This window comes from Actinoplanes sp. NPDC049265 (genome assembly GCF_043197135.1).
In the GTDB taxonomy this organism is placed as follows: Bacteria; Actinomycetota; Actinomycetes; order Mycobacteriales; family Micromonosporaceae; genus Actinoplanes.
In genome coordinates this window covers 13,950-32,208 of sequence record NZ_JBICSP010000041.1, presented here as the reverse complement: position 1 = coordinate 32,208, position 18,259 = coordinate 13,950, and the positions used below count along the sequence as shown (strand labels likewise).

The 18,259-nt window shown below is 69.3% G+C and carries 18 protein-coding genes; 9 read left to right on the top strand and 9 right to left on the bottom strand.

Annotated features, from left to right (window positions below; all coding sequences use genetic code 11):
- Window positions 1-89 precede the first annotated feature (89 nt).
- A complete protein-coding gene (locus ACGFIO_RS43670; protein WP_392837032.1) occupies window positions 90-1,442 on the bottom strand; it encodes an RHS repeat-associated core domain-containing protein in 1,353 nt (450 codons plus the stop codon).
- Between ACGFIO_RS43670 and ACGFIO_RS43665 the strand changes: the two genes are divergently transcribed.
- Together ACGFIO_RS43665 and ACGFIO_RS43660 are read left to right on the top strand one after the other, a co-directional pair.
- On the top strand, window positions 1,443-1,667 hold the full coding sequence (locus ACGFIO_RS43665) for an FG-GAP repeat domain-containing protein (RefSeq protein WP_392837029.1): 225 nt from the start codon (window positions 1,443-1,445) through the stop codon (window positions 1,665-1,667). It abuts the gene before it with no gap.
- 93 nt (window positions 1,668-1,760) lie between these two features.
- Window positions 1,761-2,951 carry a hypothetical protein gene (locus tag ACGFIO_RS43660; protein WP_392837027.1) on the top strand — a complete coding sequence of 397 codons (1,191 nt, stop codon included), beginning with the start codon at window positions 1,761-1,763 and terminating at the stop codon, window positions 2,949-2,951.
- Between the two features lie 71 nt (window positions 2,952-3,022).
- Here ACGFIO_RS43660 and ACGFIO_RS43655 read toward each other — a convergent pair whose 3' ends face one another.
- The gene (locus tag ACGFIO_RS43655) at window positions 3,023-4,021 is read right to left on the bottom strand and encodes a CPBP family intramembrane glutamic endopeptidase (protein ID WP_392837024.1); all 999 of its coding nucleotides are present in this window, start codon (window positions 4,019-4,021) and stop codon (window positions 3,023-3,025) included.
- 101 nt (window positions 4,022-4,122) lie between these two features.
- Here ACGFIO_RS43655 and ACGFIO_RS43650 point away from each other — a divergent pair, with 101 nt between their 5' ends.
- Window positions 4,123-4,725: a TetR/AcrR family transcriptional regulator gene (locus ACGFIO_RS43650; protein ID WP_392837022.1), complete on the top strand. Its 603-nt coding sequence runs from the start codon at window positions 4,123-4,125 to the stop codon at window positions 4,723-4,725.
- A gap of 71 nt (window positions 4,726-4,796) precedes the next feature.
- On the opposite strand, the gene ACGFIO_RS43645 is transcribed toward ACGFIO_RS43650, so the two are convergent.
- The 3 genes from ACGFIO_RS43645 to ACGFIO_RS43635 all read right to left on the bottom strand — a co-directional run bounded on the left by ACGFIO_RS43645 (window position 4,797) and on the right by ACGFIO_RS43635 (window position 8,993).
- Window positions 4,797-7,136: a putative bifunctional diguanylate cyclase/phosphodiesterase gene (locus ACGFIO_RS43645; RefSeq protein ID WP_392837019.1), complete on the bottom strand. Its 2,340-nt coding sequence runs from the start codon at window positions 7,134-7,136 to the stop codon at window positions 4,797-4,799.
- A 54-nt stretch (window positions 7,137-7,190) separates the two neighbouring features.
- Entirely contained in the window at window positions 7,191-7,880 is a 690-nt protein-coding gene (locus ACGFIO_RS43640) for an ANTAR domain-containing protein (RefSeq protein ID WP_392837017.1), read from the bottom strand.
- Window positions 7,881-7,982: 102 nt separating this feature from the next.
- On the bottom strand, window positions 7,983-8,993 hold the full coding sequence (locus ACGFIO_RS43635; RefSeq protein ID WP_392837015.1) for an Lrp/AsnC family transcriptional regulator: 1,011 nt from the start codon (window positions 8,991-8,993) through the stop codon (window positions 7,983-7,985).
- A 72-nt stretch (window positions 8,994-9,065) separates the two neighbouring features.
- Here ACGFIO_RS43635 and ACGFIO_RS43630 point away from each other — a divergent pair, with 72 nt between their 5' ends.
- Together ACGFIO_RS43630 and ACGFIO_RS43625 are read left to right on the top strand one after the other, a co-directional pair.
- On the top strand, window positions 9,066-9,743 hold the full coding sequence (locus tag ACGFIO_RS43630; protein WP_392837012.1) for an SDR family NAD(P)-dependent oxidoreductase: 678 nt from the start codon (window positions 9,066-9,068) through the stop codon (window positions 9,741-9,743).
- Between the two features lie 74 nt (window positions 9,744-9,817).
- Window positions 9,818-10,243, top strand: coding sequence for a VOC family protein (locus ACGFIO_RS43625; RefSeq protein WP_392837010.1), 426 nt, complete (start codon window positions 9,818-9,820; stop codon window positions 10,241-10,243).
- Here the strand turns inward: ACGFIO_RS43625 and ACGFIO_RS43620 are convergent.
- The gene (locus ACGFIO_RS43620) at window positions 10,215-11,537 is read right to left on the bottom strand and encodes a DUF4407 domain-containing protein (RefSeq protein ID WP_392837007.1); all 1,323 of its coding nucleotides are present in this window, start codon (window positions 11,535-11,537) and stop codon (window positions 10,215-10,217) included. The genes ACGFIO_RS43625 and ACGFIO_RS43620 overlap by 29 nt on opposite strands.
- Before the next feature lie 23 nt (window positions 11,538-11,560).
- Window positions 11,561-12,145: a hypothetical protein gene (locus ACGFIO_RS43615; RefSeq protein ID WP_392837006.1), complete on the bottom strand. Its 585-nt coding sequence runs from the start codon at window positions 12,143-12,145 to the stop codon at window positions 11,561-11,563.
- 234 nt (window positions 12,146-12,379) lie between these two features.
- Here ACGFIO_RS43615 and ACGFIO_RS43610 point away from each other — a divergent pair, with 234 nt between their 5' ends.
- The 3 genes from ACGFIO_RS43610 to ACGFIO_RS43600 are packed head-to-tail and all read left to right on the top strand — an operon-like array spanning window position 12,380 to window position 15,948.
- Complete coding sequence (locus ACGFIO_RS43610; RefSeq protein ID WP_392837003.1) at window positions 12,380-13,795, top strand: TIR domain-containing protein; 1,416 nt, start codon at window positions 12,380-12,382, stop codon at window positions 13,793-13,795.
- Window positions 13,785-15,341, top strand: coding sequence for an SPFH domain-containing protein (locus ACGFIO_RS43605; protein ID WP_392837001.1), 1,557 nt, complete (start codon window positions 13,785-13,787; stop codon window positions 15,339-15,341). Before ACGFIO_RS43610 ends, ACGFIO_RS43605 begins: the two co-directional genes overlap by 11 nt.
- Before the next feature lie 40 nt (window positions 15,342-15,381).
- Window positions 15,382-15,948: a toll/interleukin-1 receptor domain-containing protein gene (locus ACGFIO_RS43600; protein ID WP_392836999.1), complete on the top strand. Its 567-nt coding sequence runs from the start codon at window positions 15,382-15,384 to the stop codon at window positions 15,946-15,948.
- Between the two features lie 26 nt (window positions 15,949-15,974).
- Here ACGFIO_RS43600 and ACGFIO_RS43595 read toward each other — a convergent pair whose 3' ends face one another.
- The gene (locus ACGFIO_RS43595) at window positions 15,975-16,454 is read right to left on the bottom strand and encodes a zinc-binding dehydrogenase (protein ID WP_392836997.1); all 480 of its coding nucleotides are present in this window, start codon (window positions 16,452-16,454) and stop codon (window positions 15,975-15,977) included.
- Between the two features lie 118 nt (window positions 16,455-16,572).
- Between ACGFIO_RS43595 and ACGFIO_RS43590 the strand changes: the two genes are divergently transcribed.
- On the top strand, window positions 16,573-17,616 hold the full coding sequence (locus ACGFIO_RS43590) for a LuxR C-terminal-related transcriptional regulator (RefSeq protein WP_392837038.1): 1,044 nt from the start codon (window positions 16,573-16,575) through the stop codon (window positions 17,614-17,616).
- Here ACGFIO_RS43590 and ACGFIO_RS43585 read toward each other — a convergent pair whose 3' ends face one another.
- Window positions 17,617-18,231, bottom strand: a complete 615-nt coding sequence (locus ACGFIO_RS43585) for a TetR family transcriptional regulator (protein ID WP_392836994.1) — start codon at window positions 18,229-18,231, stop codon at window positions 17,617-17,619.
- Window positions 18,232-18,259 lie beyond the last annotated feature (28 nt).

The window sequence follows — 18,259 nt, the reverse complement described above, 5'->3', positions numbered from 1 at the left end:
GTCGATTTGCTGTCTTACCGGGAGCCTCGCCCCCATCGATCTCCGACCCCCCTACCCTCGCTGACCTGGAAGATCAGGTTGAAAAGGGCTCAGTACGTGTGGAGGTCGTCGACAGTGAGGTTGTATGCCGTTCCTTGGTAAGCCGTCCGCTTCAGAAGACCCTCGACCGTAGCGAAGCCCGAAGGGGTCGCCACGGCATCGCCGTCGGGCAGGGCGCCGGCCATCTCCCAACGCCGGTCAGTGGCGTTCCAGAACGGATGGTTCCTCGTTGTGGTGACCGTGCCTACGCTCAGCTTGAGTTCGATCAGTTCGTCGCCGTGGGCCCACGATGCGGTGACCGTGCGGGCACCCTTCTCGCCGGTCTCCGGGTCGGTGGCGTAGACCTTCTCGCCCGGCTCGATCTCGTCGAGCGGTTCTGTGGTGCCGTCGGCCAGCAGGACTTCGGTATCACCGCTGAAGCTGCAGGCCATTTCGGCCAGGCGGCCGGCCTTGCTGGTTGTGCTGGCACCCTTGCCGGCCATGCTCAGCAGGCGGGCCCCGCCCACCAGGCCGGATCCGCTGATCAAACTGCCGGAGCCCGCGGTCGCGGCCTCGCCGGAGACGTAGTCGTAAACCGCGGCTGCGCACATGTACGGCAACATGATGCAGGCCGGCAGCGCGACCGCCGCGGCGATACCGCCCCCGACGAACAGGATTTCCTTGATGTTCTTGTTCAGGTACGGGTTCGCGCGCTCACACTGCTCCGTGGTTTTCCCGAACTGGTTGGTACACACGAACTCCCAGTTGTGGGTGTCACGCCGCACGAATTCTTCCAGTGACGCCCAGGTGACCTCCCTGGTCTGAAGACCACCACGAGCGTTGATGCCGTCCATCACCTCCTTGCGGAGGGAGACTCGCTCGTGCCGGACGTCGTTGGCCTTGTGGTGCTCATGACCACCGCCGCCTCCGGACGACGAGTTCGAATTGGGATTCTCCCAATAACTCGTCGAACTGGTCGAGCCCTGGTACCAGTCGTCGGTGACCGGGAGCGCGCCGCTGGCGTCGGAGAACGTGTTCGGATTGTTCGTGGCGTAGGAATAGCCCTGCCACTGCTGTGGATTGCTGGTGTCCTGCACCGGGTCCAGCGAGATGAACGTGCCCGTGACCGGGTCGTAGTCGCGCACGCCCAGCCGGGTCAGGCCGGTCGTGGAGTTGACCGGCTTGTTGAGGAACCCCCGGTTGTCGGGGTAGGTGCCAATAGCACCGCGCGGCTCGCCGTAGGGGCTGTATTGGCGCCAGCTCGGGTTGAGGACCTGATTGTCGAAGTACAGCGCGGGGCTACCGTGGCCGTCAGTCAGAGCGAAGGAATAATTGGTACCGGTCCCCGAACGAATCGCCAGCGCACCCCCTGGGAGCGACACGTACCGCGTCCCGGTCACCACGCCCGTGGTCTTGTCCAGCACGTGCTGCTGCCCCGGCAGGTTAGGCCCAAGGAAAACGGCAGCGGGTGGACCGACCCGACCATCGTCTTCTCCCCGGGCGACTTCACTGGCGACGGCTACACCGATGTCATCACGCGGGCCACCGATGGGATCCTCTGGCTCTACCGAGGCGACGGCACCGGCAACTTCGTCGGCGCACGCAAGAAGATCGGTGATGGCTGGAACACCATCACAAAGATCACCTGATCGACGAGGCTCCGGCTGACTCCACCGGCTCGACCGCGACATTCAGCGGCCAAAACGGCCCCTCTTGTCCGTTTTAGTATTTATAGTCCGTTAATGACTATTTCCTGGACAAGGGGGCGCCGGGCCGCCGTGGCGCTCGCAGCCCTGCTGACGATCGCCGCGGCTCCCGTGCCCGCAACGGCGGCTCTGCCCCTGGTTTCGGCCACCCCGGAGAGCACGGTCGGATTCGACGGCCTGGTGTACGCCAGCGCCTACGTCGGATCGACGGTGTACGTGGGCGGCAGCTTCGGGAACGCGATGGTGGACGGCAAGAAGGTCCCCCGCAAGCGGCTGGCGGCGCTGGACGCGCGTACCGGAAAGCTCTTGCCCTGGGCCCCCCAAGCGAACGGCACCATCTGGGCCATGGTCGCGGCCGGGTCCTCGGTCTACGTCAGCGGCAAGTTCACCACCGTCGGTGGCCAGTCCCGGGCCGGTCTGGCCGGCCTCGACCTGAGCACCGGCGCGGTCGGCAAGCTGCGCGCCACCGTCAAGGGCTCGGGGCTGGCGCTGACCGCGGGCTCGGGGCGGCTGTACCTCGGCGGCTCGATCAGCAGCGTCGACGGCCGCGCGGTGGGCAACCTGGCCGCGTTCAAGCTGGCCGACGAGACAGTCGACACCGGCTTTCGCGGCAGCACCGACGGCGAGGTCCGGGCGCTGAGCGTCGGCGGTTCGCGGCTGTACGTCGGCGGCTCCTTCAAGCGGGCCGGCAACTCCGACAACACCGCCCGGCTGGCCGCCCTGGGCCTCGACGACGGCCAGGTGGACACGACGTTCCGGCCGGCCACCCCGTACGGCGTCATGGCCTTGACCCACGACTCGACCCGCATCTACGCGGGGCTGAGCGGGCCCGGCGGGCGGGTCGCGACCTACCGCGTCGACGGCAGCCTGGTCTGGAGCACGGTCACCGACGGCGACATCCAGGCGCTGGTCCAGCTCCGCGGGGTCGTGTACGCCGGTGGGCACTTCGTGGTCTCTTGTACGCGGCCCTCACGCAACGCCACCGCCTGGTGCCCGACCACGATGCCGGCGCAGCCCAAGCTGGTGGCCTTCGACGCGACCACCGGCTGGCTGCTCGACTGGAACCCGCGCAGCAACGGCAAGTGGGGCGTGCTGACGATGAGCGCCGGCGCGGCCCAGCGCACGTTCGCGGTCGGCGGCGAGATGACCGCGTTCGGCGGAGCCAGCCGGCCGCACTTCGCCCTGTTCAGTGGCATCGGCTACGGAACCGGCGGCGGCCGCCGATAGTTGTTGACGATCGCCTTCCCGGAAGATCATCTTCCGGGAAGGCGGTCTGTCGCCCGAGGCATTCGCCTTTTCTAGGCGGGACGGCCCGCGGATGGCGGAAAGATGTGCCGTGGTGCCTGCACCCGGCCCGCGGTTTGTGCTGGTCCTGACGTTCGGGTGCACCACCAGACGATCGCGGTTATGGCGATGACAGTGAGGGTCGGGACGAGCAGGTACGGTGAGCCGACTCCGGCTGAGCGGTCCTGCGTCGCACTACCCAGGTCTACCCGCAGGGTCACGGCCAGGACAAAGGTGAACGTGTTGAGTACGGCGTGGAGCATGACCGCCAACTCGAGGCCGCCTGTGCGCCAGGTGATGATGGCCAGCCCGGTCCAGAGCACGAAGTACCAGACGATGATGTACGGATCCGTTGCGCCGTGCATGGCCGTGAACAGCACGCTGGAGACCAGCACCCCGGCAACCAGTCCCGTCCCTGGGTTGCGGGTCCAGCTTCCGACGACGCGGAAGACAAGCCCGCGCACGCCGTATTCCTCACCCGCCGACTGCAGCGGGGTGAAGAGCATGGTGGCGATGAACATGGCTATGAGGTCGGTTTGCGACCAAGGAAACTCGTCGGCGGGCGGAAGAGCTCCGAGGGCGTTGGCGACCAGCCAGGCGGGACCGAAGACGAGGAGCGATTTGCCGAGCAGGTCGAAGCGGAACCGCGAGGTCACGGAGTGCAGGGATGCACCGGGCACGCCGTAGAGCCACCGCTGGATGAGCATGCTCCACGGTATGAGCAGGCCGAGGGAGATCATCGAACTGGCATGGGAGAGCGGCGTGTAGTCAGTGCCGCCCAGGATTGGCGGGGTCTTGCCCATCTGAACGTCGACGAGCGCAGCCGCCCTGCCGATGACCGTGGGAAAGATGACGAGCCCCGCCGCCAAGAGGATGATCGCGAAGATGCCGCGACCGATCCGGCGCTTGTCGCCTGCGAGCACCCGGTGATACTGCACCGCGGCGGGAACCGACGGCCCGTTGCGAGGCTCGCCCGGAGTCAGTAGCCAGCTCGGCCTGATCGCCATAGTCATGATTTCCTCTCGTCGACGCCTTGAGACCGTCGCCTGACTAACACGCTGTACTAGTGAGACGCTAACACGGCGTGCTAGTACGATGTAATAGGAGTTGGCCTGTGACACCGGACGACAAGAGCACCGGCTCGCGGGAGCGAATTCTCGCGGCCGCGGCGGCGATGCTCGCCGAAGATGTGACGACGAGGCTGAGCGTGCGTGCCGTCGCGGCACGCGCCGAGGTGAGCACGGGCTCGCTCAGGTTTCACTTCCCGACCCAGCGCGCCCTACAGGACGCCGTGCTCGCCAGAATCTACGGCCACCTGTTCCCGGACGACCCGATCCAGGACCGGTCGCTACCCGCCCGGGACCGACTGGTCAACTGTCTCCGGCAAGTGCTCGCCCCGGCCGGCGTCGGGGACCAGGCACGTGAGGCGTGGACCAAGGCCTACCAGACGTATATCGCGTCCGACCCGACCAGGGAGGTGCACGCGGCGTATCTCGCCTTGGAACGGGCAGGTCGGCGCCGTATCGAGTACTGGCTGACGATTCTCGCCGACGAGGGCGAGCTCCCCAAGGAAGACCACACACGCCGGGTGCGATTCCTGTCGACCGTCCTCAACGGACTCTCGATTCAACGAGCCCTGCCCGCGGAGGACTCGATCCTGAGGTCCGAGACCGAAACCCTCTATACGGCCGTGGACTGCGTCCTCAAAGGGATATGAATCCGCTTCGGCGGTATTTCCACAGCCTTGAGGGGAGTCGGCAACTGCCGGGCGTCACCACGGGCTCGTCGTCAGACCGTTGAGGTGATCTTCCAGCCGGCCGCGAAGGCGGCCGGCTCCAGCGGCGGCGAGTAGAGGAAACCCTGCGCGCGGCGGTAACCCAGATCGCTCAGCAGCCTCGCCTGTTCCGGCGACTCGACGCCCTCGGCCACCGTGGTCAGGTCAAGGGCGCGGGCGATCTGGCTGACCGCCGTCGCCACCGCGGTCGGCCGGGAGTCGATGCCCAGCCGTTCGACGAACGAGCGGTCCAGCTTGAGGCCGGACATCGGGCAGGTCAGCAGCAGGCCGAGCGACGAGGCGGCGGTGCCGAAGTCGTCCAGCGCGAGATCGAGGCCCAGGCCGCGCAGGCCGTGCAGTGCGGCCAGCACCACCGGTTCGTCCAGCATCGCCGACTCGGTGATCTCGATGACCAGCCGGTCCGGCGGGATGGCGAACTCGGCCAGCAGCGCCGCCACCTCGTCGACGAAACCGGGCGTCTGCAGCTGGCGGCCGGCCACGTTCACGGCCATCGTGACGTCGCGGGCCGCGTCGTGGTCACGCCGCCACTGGGCCAGCTGGCGGCAGGCCTCGCGCAGGATCCAGCGGCCGAGGGGCACGATCTCACCCGTACTCTCCGCCGTGGGAATGAAATCGGCCGGCGGGATCTCGGGACGGCCGGGCGGCTGCCACCGGACCAGCGCCTCAGCACCGAGCACGGTGCCGCTGGGCAGGTCGACGACCGGCTGATAGACGAGACTGAACTGGTCGGTGCCGACCGCCTCGCGCAGCCGGGTGCCCAGCTCCACGGTTTCCAGGATGCGGGCGCCCATGTCGGCCGCGTACTGCTGAATGCCGCCTTTGCCGGCGTCCTTGGCCGCGTACATCGCGATGTCGGCATTGCGCATCAGGCCCTCGGGGTCGTCACCGGGCGTGGCCGGCGCGACCCCGATGCTGGCCTTGACCACCAGCATGTGACCGTCGACCCGGGCCGGCTGGACCACGTCGGCCAGGATCCGGTCGGCCATCGCCGCCGCCTCGGCCTCGCTCACCCCGCGCAGCAGCACCGCGAACTCGTCACCGCCGAGCCGGGACACCAGATCCTTGGCCCGGACGGCGTTGCGCAGCCGGTCGGCCACCGTGGTCAGCAGACCGTCGCCGACGCCGTGGCCGAGGGTGTCGTTGACCGCCTTGAAATCGTCCAGATCGATGAGGAGTACGGCCAGACCGCGCGCCACCGCGCGCGGGTCGGCCAGGTCGGCCCCGACCGCCTCGGCGAACGCGGTCCGGTTGGCCAGCCGGGTCAGCCCGTCCCGGGTGGCCTGCTCGTGCAGCATGGCCTGGTGGCCGCGCAGGTCGAGCAGGGTGGCGTCGAGCCGGTTGATCAGGTCGAAGTTGTCCAGAAAGGCGAGCAGCTGCCGGATCACCACGATCGCGGTCACCGCGATCACGCCGACCACCCCGCCCCAGGCCCGGTAGCCCAGGTCGTCGGGCATCACGATGAGGAAGGTGGCGAGGGTCGCGGCCACTGCGAGATACGGCAGCACGTTGTACGGGCGGTGCCGGCGCTCACGGCGGAAGTCGGGCTTGACCAGGGTCTGCAGTTCCTGCACGCGTGGCCCGACGGCGAACAGGGCCGCGGCCAGGATGCGCAACGCCATCAGTATCGGGTGGATGCCGTCGTCGTCGACGATCGGCAGCGCCGTGGTCAGCGCCAGCAGCCCCGCCGCCGCGATCATCGGGATCGAGCCGCCCTTGGTCATCGGCGCGGTCCCGCTGAGTACCATCTTGACCGCGGCGAACGCGGCCAGCAGCAGCACGCTGGCCGCCACCAGCGCGCTGACCAGTTCGAGGCCGGCGACGCTCCGCGGGTTGAAGCTGAAGCACCAGGCCAGCACGCCGCCGCCGAGCAGCACGGTGAGTGCGTCCAGGTGGAAGCGCAGCCGTTCGCCGCGCGAGCCACCCGGCGACTTGTGGCTGAGCATGCGGAAGACCACCAGCAGCAGGCCGCCCAGGTAGGTGATCGTGGGCACCAGCCCGCCGTTGATGTCGGCGACCACCGGCCACCACAGGGACCGCACGAACTGGTACGAGTCACCGATGGTGAACGCGATCGAGGTGCCCGCCAGCGTCAGCATGTAGCTCCGGACAATCCGGTCGACACCGGTCACCCGAGCCGCACGCAGGCAAAAGACCCCGAGCAGAAGATCAAGCGGCAGTTGTACGCCCCAGAGGACGCGAAGCTTGAACACGTCATCACCGAGGTCGAGCAGCGGCACCAGCCCGGCCACCAGCGCGATCAGCAGGGTGACGCCCACGCCGGGGTCCCGCAGCACCCGCGGGGCGCCGCGCAGCCTCGTCCCGACCGTGCTCACGCCGCAAGGATCGGCACCCGCCGACCGAAGTCAACGAGTTCGCCGCGCCGCGGTCTAGGTCAGATCATTGGTCAGCGTTCGCGCGATGTCGACCAGCCGGCGGTTGGTGTCCTGGCTGAGCCGGGCCAGCACCGAGAACGCCTGGTCGGCGTTCATCTTGTAGCGCTCCATCAGGATGCCCTTGGCCTGGCCGATCACGTCCCGGGCGGAGATCGCCTGGTTCAGCTGCTCCCGCGTCTCGGCGTTGGACATCGCGACCGCGGCATGGGTGGCGAACAACGTACCCACATGTACGGTTTCGTCGGTGAAGGCGTGGGGCTTCCGCGACATCAGGCTCAGCGAGCCCAGCGTGTCCCGGTGCACGAACAGCCGGAACGACATCATGCTACCGACGCCCAGCTCACGGGCCGAGGGGGTGAACCGGGGCCAGCGCTCCTCGGTGCCGGTGTCGTCCAGCCGCCGGACGGTCGAGACGTCCCGCGCCGCGTCCAGGCAGGGCCCCTCGTCGAACGTGAACTGGGCCTGGTTGATCTCGCGGACCAGATCGTCGGTGGCCGCGCGCGTGATCACTTCACGCCGGCGCCGGATCGACATCAGGCCCGCGTACTCCGCCCCCGGGATCGTGCCGACCGCCGCGTACGCGATCCCCTGCAGCGTGCCGTCGACGTTGTCCTGAACTTCCAGCCGCCGGGCCAGCTCACCGAGACGCTCGGCCAGGTCCTGCCGCTCTCCGATGTGGGTCACAACCCTTCCCTTCCCAGGTCGCGCGAGCTTTACCCCTACCGCTGGCGGACGTGACCCTCCGCCGAACGATTGTCGAGCTGACCGCCCGAGGGCCGGGACCGGTCAGGCCAGGCGGTCGCCGTAGAGCAGCGTGCCGGCCTGCTTGACGTGGTGGAGCAGCGGGGACACCTCCATGCTGTGCAGCCCGGGCAGGGATCCGATCCGGTCGGAGGTGACCTCGAACAGCTCGTCGAGGTCCCGGCAGTGTGCGACGGCGTGGATGTTGCTGGGGCCGGAGATCGCGGCGACGAAGGCGATCGCGGGGTCGTCGGCGAGGGCGCGCCCGACGGTCTTGACCGCGGACGGGTGTACGCGCAGCCACAGGTTCGCGCGGGCGTGGTAGCCGAGGGCCGCCGCGGCTATCTCGACGTCGATGTGGACGACCCGGCGCGACAGCAGGGTGTGCAGGCGACGGGACGCGCGGCCGGGGGTGAGACCGGCCGCGGCGGCCAGGTCGACCAGGCCGGCGCGCCCGTCCGCGGCCAGGGCGGCCAGGATCTTCTCGTCCTCGGCGGTGAGTCGCACCGGGTCGCGGGCGATCACCGGGGCCTCCGTGAACGGCGTACCGTCGCTGCCCAGGGCCTGTTCCTCGGCGGCGGTGAGCACGCCGCGCAGTGCGGCCCAGAAGTGGCCGCGGCCGCCGAGGAACTGGCGCAGCATCACCGCGGCGTTGATGTCGACCACGGCCGCGGTGCGGGGAAGCCGGTGGCCGAGCAGGTCCTCGCGGTGCTCGCGGGTCCGAGACCGGACGGCGCAGGTGACCTCGGAACCGCCCGCGCACAGCGCCACCCAGCTGACGTCGTCGCGCCGGGCCAGCGCGTCGGCGATGGCGGCGCCGCTGCCGGGCCGGCACCGCAGCCGGACCATCCACTCGCTCTGCCCCAGCGCGCCCGGGTCGTAGACCCCGGTCACCCGGATCACGCCGGTCGCGGTCAACCGGCGGTACCGGCGCCCGGCCGTGCTCTCGGTGAGTCCCAGCGCGGTTCCGATCGCGGCCAGCGAGGCACGCGGGTCGACCTGGAGGGCGCGGATGATTCGCACATCGTCGGGCTCCAGGGTGACGGATTCCGCCATCAGCGGCTCCTTGTCGCGGGTGAACGCACAGAAGGCTACGCCGGCCGCGATGCCGGTGCGGAAGCTTGACGCATGTCTTCCACCACCGCACGCCTCGCTCTGATCGTCGGCGCCTCCCGGGGGCTGGGCCGCGCGATCGCCGACGATCTCGCCGGCCGGGGCTGGGACGTCATCGGGACGGTCCGTACCCCCTCGCCCGAGCCGACCGGACACCTGACCGTCGAGCAGCTGGACATCAACGACACCGACGGGCTCGCCGCCCTGCGCGAACGGCTCGCCGGGCGCACCGTCGACCTGCTGTTCGTCGCCGCCGGCACCACCAACAACGAGCAGACGCCGATCGGCGAGGTCTCCACCGCCGACTTCGTCGAGGTGATGGTCACCAACGCGCTCGGGCCGATGCGCGTGGTCGAGGCCCTCGCCGACCTGGTCCCCGCGGACGGGCTGATCGGTGTGATGTCGTCCGGCCAGGGCAGCATCACCAACAACGAGACCGGGCAGCGCGAGGTCTACCGGGGCAGCAAGGCGGCGCTGAACATGTTCATGCGCGGCTTCGCGGTCCGTCAGGCCGGCTCGGGGCGGGCGTTCGTGCTGATGGCGCCGGGCTGGATCCGTACCGATCTGGGCGGTTCCGAAGCGCCCTTCAGCATCGACGAGACGATTCCGCTGGTGGTCGACGTCCTGCTGTCCCGGCTGGGCCGGCCCGGCCTGGCGTACCTCGATCGATTCGGCCGGACCGTGCCCTGGTGAGTTGGTAGGACTGCCCGGCCTAGGGTCGAACCGACCACTTCCGGCCGACCGCCGGTCGCGGCTCCACTGGTGACATGGATCTTCGTTTCACCCATGACCATGTCGGCATCACGCTCGCCGCCGAGCACCTGGAGGCTACGATCGCCTGGTACCGGCACACCCTCGACTTCGTCGTCCTGGACCGGTTCGAGGCGGCCGGCTCGAACTTCACCTTCATCGGCAACGGCGACAGCACGATCGAGCTGATCTCGGCCGGCGCCCGGCCCCACCCGGCGCCCCTGGCCGAGAGCCTGCCCGCCAGTCACGACACCGAGCGGCTGCACCACTTCTGCCTGGCCGTCACCGACCTCGACGCCACCGTGAGCGAGCTGAAGCGGCGCGAGGTCCCGATCTTCGCCGGCCCGATGACGATCGACCGCATCGGCCGGCGCATCGCCTTCGTCCGTGACAACGTCGGCACGGTCATCGAGCTCACCCAGCCGCTGCCGTCGGACTCCTGAAGCCGTCCGTCGGCGCGTCACGGCGACCCGTGGTGGTTCTGGGCGGCTCATCGCCGGCCGGCGGAGGTGAGACCACGGCCCAGGGACGCGTCGGTGCGGTTCGGTCGGCCGGGTCGTGGGATCGCTCGTACGCCCGCCCGGCCCATTCGCGCCGGGCCGCCGCCTCGAGGTCGATCTGGTACCGCTCGGTCGAGGCGGTCATGGCGGCCTGGTGCGAGATCGTGCCCTCGGCCAGCCGCTGGTCGTGTTCCTGGCGGGCGAGCCGGGCGCCGGCCACGCGGTCGTACGCGGTGACCCCACCGATCCATTTCACCAGCACCGGCAGCGCGTCCATGGCCACGAAGAAGATCCGCAGCGCCCACTGCACGGTGTGGACGTACGAATTCCTCCCGACCAGGTCCGACATCGCCCTCAGCCGCTCCGCGAGGCCGACGACGCGCTGATTCTGCTCCATCTGTCCGACCAGTTCGTGGATGCGCTTGTCACGCTTCTCCGCATACCCGGCGCGTTCCGCCCCTTCCTTCTCGAGCAGGGCTTCGACCCGGGCGCGCAGTTCGTCGAGCTGGTGCTGGTTGGCGTCGAGCCGGTTGACGGCTCGATACTTCTCGGCCCGGTCGTTCAGCTGCCGGCAGACTGTGCCGTAGCCGTACGCGGCCGAACCGACGCCCGCGCAATTGTCGGCGGCCTCTTTCTTCAGCCTTCCGTACTCGCGTTGCCGGGGGACGATCTTGCGTTCGAGGGCGTCGGCCTTGCCGCTGAGGCCGGTCAGCAGTGTCCGGGTCGCGGCCGGGCTTCCACTGAGGCTGAGGCTGCGGCCGGCGGGACAACCGGCCGGTCGTGCGGCCGGGCCGCCGTCCGGATTACACCGTACGAGGTCGTCCTCATAGGTCTGTCGTTCCTGGGCCCAGCCATTGCGCACCTCGGACTCGACAGCCGAGTTGAAGACACCGAGCAGCAGCGGCTCGGCGATGAGGAAACCGAACATCACCGCCAGGGCGAGACGCGGAAGGAACCGCAGGAGGCGGGTCAGGCCGCCGGAGGTGACCACGGCCGACACCAGCCACCGGTCGAGGTTGAGAACGGCCAGGCCCCAGCCGGCCGCGAGTAGGATCACCACCGGGTGGGCGTAGGAGCCGAACACCGTACTCAGCGCGACCAGCATCGACACCGCGGCCAGGGTGGCCGTGGTCAGCACCACCCCGCCCAGCGAGGTGCAGCGTGCGCGTTCGCCGGGAACGAGGTCGAGCACGGGCTCCTGAACTCCGGCCAGGCGCCGCAGAAACTGCCCCCGCACGGGTCGTTTCGCTGTCTTCACCATTACTCGTCCCATATGTAGTCTTGCGGGGTTTTGGCGGGTTCGGGCTCGGCCGGCTCCGGTTCGGCGCGCGGCCGGTGATCCAACTCGACGAAGGACAGGTTGCAGGTCATCCCGGGGACGAACGGCGGCTGGAACCGATCACGTCTGCGCGCGTGAGCGGCGACCTCTTTCCAGGCCCGCCCGCCGGGCGCCGGGCCGGCCGACTCCAGCAGCCCGTCGAGAACGGGGTCCTCGCGCAGATAGCGGGCCAGTACCGGTTCGACGTCCCAGCAGCCGAACCGCAGGAGCAGCACCGGGTCGTTCACCCGGCAGCCGAACGCGAAGACGACCACGTGGTCCGGGCTCAGCGGCAGTGGACGCGTCACGACGACGGTCTGCACTCGCAGCGACACCTCGGCGACCGCGGTCACGTGCCGGGGTGCGCGGCCGGCCGGGACGAGCCCGAACGCGCCGCCCGACTCGCCGACCAGCACCGTGCCGGGACGATGCCGCAGGACAGCACCGAACGGCGGCCGGCCCGAAATCTCGATCTCGGCCGTCACCGGGTACGAATACCGCATGTCATTTCCCCCGACATCGTTCATCGCGGCGATAGTAATCTTCACGGAAACCAGACATCTATCCGATCTGTTCTCGCATTCTGCCGAGATCCCGGAGAATGCGCAGCTCAGCCCGATGACGTAAGCAAATCGCGGTCGCCCGTTCCCATTCTTGCCGGTCAGCGGCTGATCTTCCGGCCGGAATTTGTCCGCAGCGGCCACCGGGAAAGACCATTCCGGCTAATTCATTCGAGTGACTGCCGACGTTAGGATTCGCCAGTGGTGAAGGTCTTCGTCTCGCATACCGGTGACGACGCCCGATGGGCCGCAGAATTCGCCGGCGCCCTCGAGCGCTCCGGAATTTCCACGTTTCTCCGGGCGCGTGACGTCCTGCCCGGACAGGTGACGGTTCATTGGCTGGACGAGGCCATGGGTACCGCCGATGCCGCGGTTCTGGTCATCTCCGACGCCGCGGTCGACGATCCGGCCTTCCGCTCCGAGTACGCGGTGCTTCTGGAACAGGCGCACCAGCGCGGGATGCGGTTTCTGCCGGTGCTGCACGGAACCTCGGCGACGCGCCTGCCCCCGCTGGCCGGAAGCCATCTGTGGGCCGACTTCCGTGGATTGTCGCCGGCCGAACGAGCCGCCAAGGCCGACCTCCTGGCCGCGTCCCTGCACCGGTCCACCGGCGCCGTGCCGCACCAGGACGTGGCGGCCAACGTGCGGCGGACGATCCGCCCCGCCGGCCCGGACCCGGACCCGGCGTTCGTCGTCACCTACGCCGCGCCCGACACGGCCTACGGCGAGCGGCTCGTCGGCTGGTTGACCCGGGACGGGCTACCGGCCTGGTCGATCGCGGCGCTGGAGTGGGGCAGCCCGTACCTGCACGAGATCCGGCAGCGGATCCGGACCTCCCTGGCCATGCTCGTGGTGATGTCGCCCGCGGCCGAGGAATCCCCGGACGTGGAGCGAGAGATCCTGGAGGGTTTCCGGCACGGCTGCGAGTTCTTCCCGGTGCTGCTGCGCGGCGACCCGAACTTCCTGCTGGCCAGCAGCTGGTATTTCGACGCGCGCGGCGCGGCCCTGCCGGGCGGCAACGAACTGCGCCTGCTGCGCCGCCTGCACCGCGGCGAACGGGCCGGCGCCCCCGCGTCGCACAGTCGCGCTCCGGCCGGACCGGCGCGCGTGCCGACGGCGCCGGGCGCGCCGGAGCCTCTGGACCGGCTTCGCTGCCTGCTGGCCGAGGGCGAACTGGCCCACGCGGACGTCTGGACGACGACGCTTCTGCTCAACGCGGCCGGACGCCTGGACACGGGGTGGCTGGAGCCGGACGACTCCGCACGGCTGCCGTTGTCGCTGCTGGCCGACATCGACCTCGCCTGGGCCGAGGCCACCGGCGGGGCGCACGGGTTCGGCCGCCAGCGGCGTCTGCACCGCCTGGCCGGCGATCGGGGACACGGCCTGCTCGACGCGTTCGTGGCGTACGGATGGAGAACCGCGTCGGCGCGGCAGCCGGCCCCGCGCTACGAGCGTTTCGTGGCCCGCGCGGCGTTACCCGAAGGGTTCTTCCCCACGCTGCGGAACCCACAGACCGAAACCCAGCGGGCCTGGTACGACCGCTGGCAGAACACCGTCATCGCCGTGCACAGCCGGCTGCAGGATCAGACCGAGGGAGATCACAACAATGCCCGGTAGCTTGATTCCCGGACTCGCCAAGGTGCCGCCCGGCATGGTCGGAGTGGTGTCGAGCCGGTACGGCAGCGACAAGCGGGACGTGTTCGACATCAAGATGTTCGGCTCGCGCGGCGTCCAGGCACCTGTGCTCGCGCCGAACACGATGCGCGTGCTCGATCCCACCCGCTACCGGGTCGCCTACCGTCCGCAGACCTATGTCCCGGACGGCACCATCGGTCTGGTGAACGCACTGGCCGGCCGGGCGAAACCGCCGGGCCGCGCGCTGTGTCAGTACATCAAGGACACCAACAACTTTCAGGACGGTACGGCGTTCCTGCGCAACGGCGGCGAACAGGGGCGGCAGCTGGGTTATCTGCCGGGCGGCGCCCGCTACAACATCAATCCCGAGCTCTTCCAGGTCATCACCGTCGACACGCCGGACCTGCTGGCGCGGCATCACCTGTCGGCGGACGATCTGCACGACGTACAGGTGATCGCCGGTAACACCGGGGTGGTGATCACCAGGATCGGCCGGCAACCCGGCCCGGAGCTCGACGAACTGGGCCATGTGGTTGAGGGTCACGAGCGTTTCCAGTTGCCCTGGGTGTTCCTGGGCCGCGGTGGGCACAGCGGAGTTCAGGCGGAAACGCTGGAAGTGGGCAGCTACACGATCAATCCTTGGTTCGCGCGGGTGGTACAGATCCCGACCCGGGAACTGACGCTGGAATGGACCAGTCGCACGTCCGACAAACCGGACAACTTCGACGCCGGCCTCGAACGGATCGTGGTCAACATCCAGGGCTACCGGATCGCCCTGGAGGTCGCACAGACCCTCACCATTCCACCGGTCGCGGCGCCACGGCTCGTGCGGCGGTTTGGGCAGGGCGACGCCACCGATCCGAGTCAGGCCCGGCGGGAGCCGGTCCAGCGGTTCGTCGGCCGGGTCCTGGGCGCGACCGTCTCCGGGTACTTCAACGAGATCGTCGGCAAATACCAGGTCATGGAATTCATCATCAAGTTCGGCGTGCTGCGGGCCCAGTTGCAGGACAAAGTGGTCAACGCGCTGGAAGGCTGGGGCGTGGTCGCGGGCGAGACCATTCTGGAGAGCTTCACCCCGGAAGACAGCCAGCTCGACACACTCCGGCAGGCCCTGGCCGGTCAGGACATGGAGATTCGCCTCGCGATCAGGGAGCGTGAGCTGCTCACGGCGAAGAAGAGCAGCCGGGAGCTGCAGGCCGCGATCGACCGCGTGGGGATCGAACTGCGAGGTGAGGAGGAAGTGGTGGTCCTGCGCCGGCAGATCGAGTTGCTGGGTCCGTACCAGGTCGCCCTCGAACGCATCGTCGAGCGGATGGGCGACATCAAGGTTCCCCAGTTCATCGGCGGCGACACCGCCGACCAGCTGCTGTCCGCGATGCCCATGGCGCACACGCAGGAGATGATCCGGACCATGCTCGAGAAGTACTCGGCCTCCGACGGCGACCCGGCCGTCCCGTTGATCGCCGACGCCGAGGTACAGAATCCGGCCGGGCCGCCGGACGAACCGGTGGCGGAGCCCCCGGCATGACACACATTCCTCGTTTGGGTGATCCGGCTACGGTGCCGCCGTGAACGGGAATCCCACCGAGTTCGTCGTCGAGGTCGTCGGCGTGCTCGCCGGGCTGGCCAGCGCCTGGTTCGCCTACCTGCAGGTGAAGCGACGGCGCCGCGCGGTTCCCGGCCCGGCCGCCGGCCCGCCGCTGCCCGCCGGCGCCCCCTACGACGCCTTCATCGCGTACGCCCCCGAGGACGCCGGCCGCGCCACTGATCTGGCCCACGGACTGGAAGCCCGCGGCCTGAAGGTCTTCCTGGCCGAATGGCTGGACGCCGGCCTGATCGAGATGGAAGCGAAGCAGGACGCCCTGACCCGGTCGGCCAACGGCGTACTGCTCTACACCCGGAGCACGATGTCGCAGCGGGCAATGGTCGACGACTTCGCGGCGATCATGAACCGAGTCCATTCCGGCGGTCGTCTCTTCGTTCCCGTGCTCCTCGAGAACGTCGAGCTGACCGGCTACGCGGGAAGCCGCAAAGCCCTCGACTTCTCCGATCGGTCACGGGACCGGGAAAACCTCGACCGGCTCGCCCGTTCCCTGCGACGCGGCGCGGTCAGCGACCGTTCCCCGGCCGGTTGACCCAGCACAGCTTCGAGGCGGGAAGGTCAGGGAGTCAGGGCATGCTTTCCACCGCCCGGGTGACGCCGGCTCAGGAAGTCGAGAAGGCTTCCGGCCTCTGACAGGGGATGCGTCCCGGCGACTGGCACCTCCAGCTTGCCGGCAGCGGCCAGCTCGATGATGTCGGCACGCGCCGCGCGTTCCGCCGCCGCCGGCCAGGTGCCGATGGTGAACTCCATGTCCTCGTCGAACGCCCGCGGATAGGCACAGCACGTCATGATCCGCCGGCGATTCCGCACCAGGGCGAACGAAGCGTCCAGGGCCTCATCGGTCCCAGCGCAGTCCAGGGCCACCTGAATGCCGTCCGGCGCCATCGCCTGAACCCGCTCGGCAAGGCCCTCGCCGTATTCCACCGGCTCTCCACCGAACCGCCGGACCAGGTCGAAATTGTCCCTGCCGCAGGTGCCGATCACCCGGGCACCCAGCAGCCGAGCCTGTTCCGACGTTTGTGGCGACGACGGCCACACCGAGCATGGGCTTCCTCCGGATCTCTCGGGCGGTTTCCCGCCGAGCCGTTTGACCAGGCTATGAGGCGATCATCGGGATGGCTCTCCCCTGTTTCTGGGAGATATCGTCGGACGGGTGATGGAACCGACGCTCGACCGCGAGATCGTGCACGACGTCGCCGCCCTGCGCGACCTGCCCCTCACCTCTCGCGAGTTGTGCACTCGGATCGGCTCGCGGCTGGCCCGTCGGCTGACCGCCGACGCCTTCTGTTTCGGCACCATCGATCCGGTGACGTTGCTTGTGACCGACCATGTGACCGATGGCATCCCGGCGGACACTGCCCCCGCCGCCGCGCACAACGAGTACCTGGTCGACGACGTGTTGAAGTTCGCCGAGCTCGCCGGCGGCAAGGTCAGCGCCGGCGTGCTGAGCGCGGCCACCGGCGGAGAGCCGACGCGAAGTCACCGCTACCGTGCCCTGCTGCCGCTGATCGACGCCCGTCACGAGCTACGCGCGGCATTCGTCGTCGGCGGCCGGTGCTGGGGCAACGTCTCGCTGTATCGCAGCGGCCGGCGACAGGACTTCTCCGGGGCCGATGTCGAGTTGCTCCGGCGGCTCTCGGCCACAGTCGGCGGGGTGCTGCGCGGCGCCGCCCATCGCTCGGCCGCCGCCAACGCGGGCCTGTTCGGTGAGTCGGGCGTGCTCGTCCTCGGGCGGGATCTCACGCTCGTCACCGCGAACCCGGCGGCGCAGAGGTGGCTGGCGGAATTGGATCGCACGCAGGGGCTGCCGATCGCGGTCCTGGACGTCGCGGCCCGAAGCAGTCACACGGCACTACCCGCGTACGGCCGGGTTCGCGGCGCTTCCGGGCGCTGGCTCGCCGTGCAGGCGTCGCCGCTGACCGGCGGGGAATATCCGGCGCACCTCGCCGTGCTCGTCTATCCCGCGCCGGCTTCCGAGGTGACCGACGTCATGGCGCTCGCGTACGGACTGACCCGGCGGGAATGCGACGTCCTCGCGCATGTCCTGAGTGGAAAGCCGTCGCGCACGATCGCCGGCCTCCTGCACATCACGACCGCCACCGTGCAGGACCACCTGAAGGCGATCTTCGCGAAGGTCGGCGTACACAGCCGAGGTGAGCTGACCGCCCGCATGCTCAACGCCGACTTCGGTATCGACTAGCTAAGAGTCTCCGATGCCGTCGCGCAGTTGAGCGAAGGCCTGATCCGCGTCGGCGACCGCTTCCGGGTGCACGTCCCGGGCGGTCCGGCCGTCGGCGATCCGCTGCCAGTTGGCCCGGGCCAGGACGCGGTGCACGGCGATCACCTGCGCCGCCCGTAGCCGCGCGGCGATGCCGGAACCGAGGGCGGCGGCCAGGACCGCCTCGTCGTCGAGCTGGTACCGCGTCAGCCGTCCGGCCAGGCTGGGCGTACCGAACACGAGTCGGTGGAACGCCACCACCTCGGGGTGGTCGTTGAGGCCGGTGACCGGCTCGAAACGGTCGAGGCCGGCCTGGAAGTGCCGGTGCAGCGCGACCACCGGCGCGACCCCGGGCCCGCGGTCGCGTACCACCCGTGCGGCCTCGCCGCTGTGGTCGGCGAAGCGGTGCAGGACCAGGTCTTCCTTGGCCGCGAAGTAGCGGAACAGGGTCGGCTTGGACACCTCGGCCGCCGCGGCGATGTCGGAGACCGCCACCTGATCGAACCCCCGCGCCAGGAACATCGTGATCGCCACGTCGGCGATGGCGTCCCGGGTCCTTGCCTTCTTGCGAGCCCGCAGCCCGACCGGTTCGGTCACCTCGCCACGGTAACATTCGTTACCGGGT

What these genes read in the sequence shown, in the direction of transcription:
- ACGFIO_RS43625 (WP_392837010.1), top strand. Translation starts at nt 9,818, where the DNA reads ATGGATCTTCGTTTCACCCATGACCATGTCGGCATCACGCTCGCCGCC.
- ACGFIO_RS43655 (WP_392837024.1), bottom strand. Translation starts at nt 4,021, where the DNA reads ATGACTATGGCGATCAGGCCGAGCTGGCTACTGACTCCGGGCGAGCCT.
- ACGFIO_RS43660 (WP_392837027.1), top strand. Translation starts at nt 1,761, where the DNA reads ATGACTATTTCCTGGACAAGGGGGCGCCGGGCCGCCGTGGCGCTCGCA.
- ACGFIO_RS43630 (WP_392837012.1), top strand. Translation starts at nt 9,066, where the DNA reads ATGTCTTCCACCACCGCACGCCTCGCTCTGATCGTCGGCGCCTCCCGG.
- ACGFIO_RS43590 (WP_392837038.1), top strand. Translation starts at nt 16,573, where the DNA reads ATGGAACCGACGCTCGACCGCGAGATCGTGCACGACGTCGCCGCCCTG.
- ACGFIO_RS43605 (WP_392837001.1), top strand. Translation starts at nt 13,785, where the DNA reads ATGCCCGGTAGCTTGATTCCCGGACTCGCCAAGGTGCCGCCCGGCATG.
- ACGFIO_RS43615 (WP_392837006.1), bottom strand. Translation starts at nt 12,145, where the DNA reads ATGAACGATGTCGGGGGAAATGACATGCGGTATTCGTACCCGGTGACG.
- ACGFIO_RS43635 (WP_392837015.1), bottom strand. Translation starts at nt 8,993, where the DNA reads ATGGCGGAATCCGTCACCCTGGAGCCCGACGATGTGCGAATCATCCGC.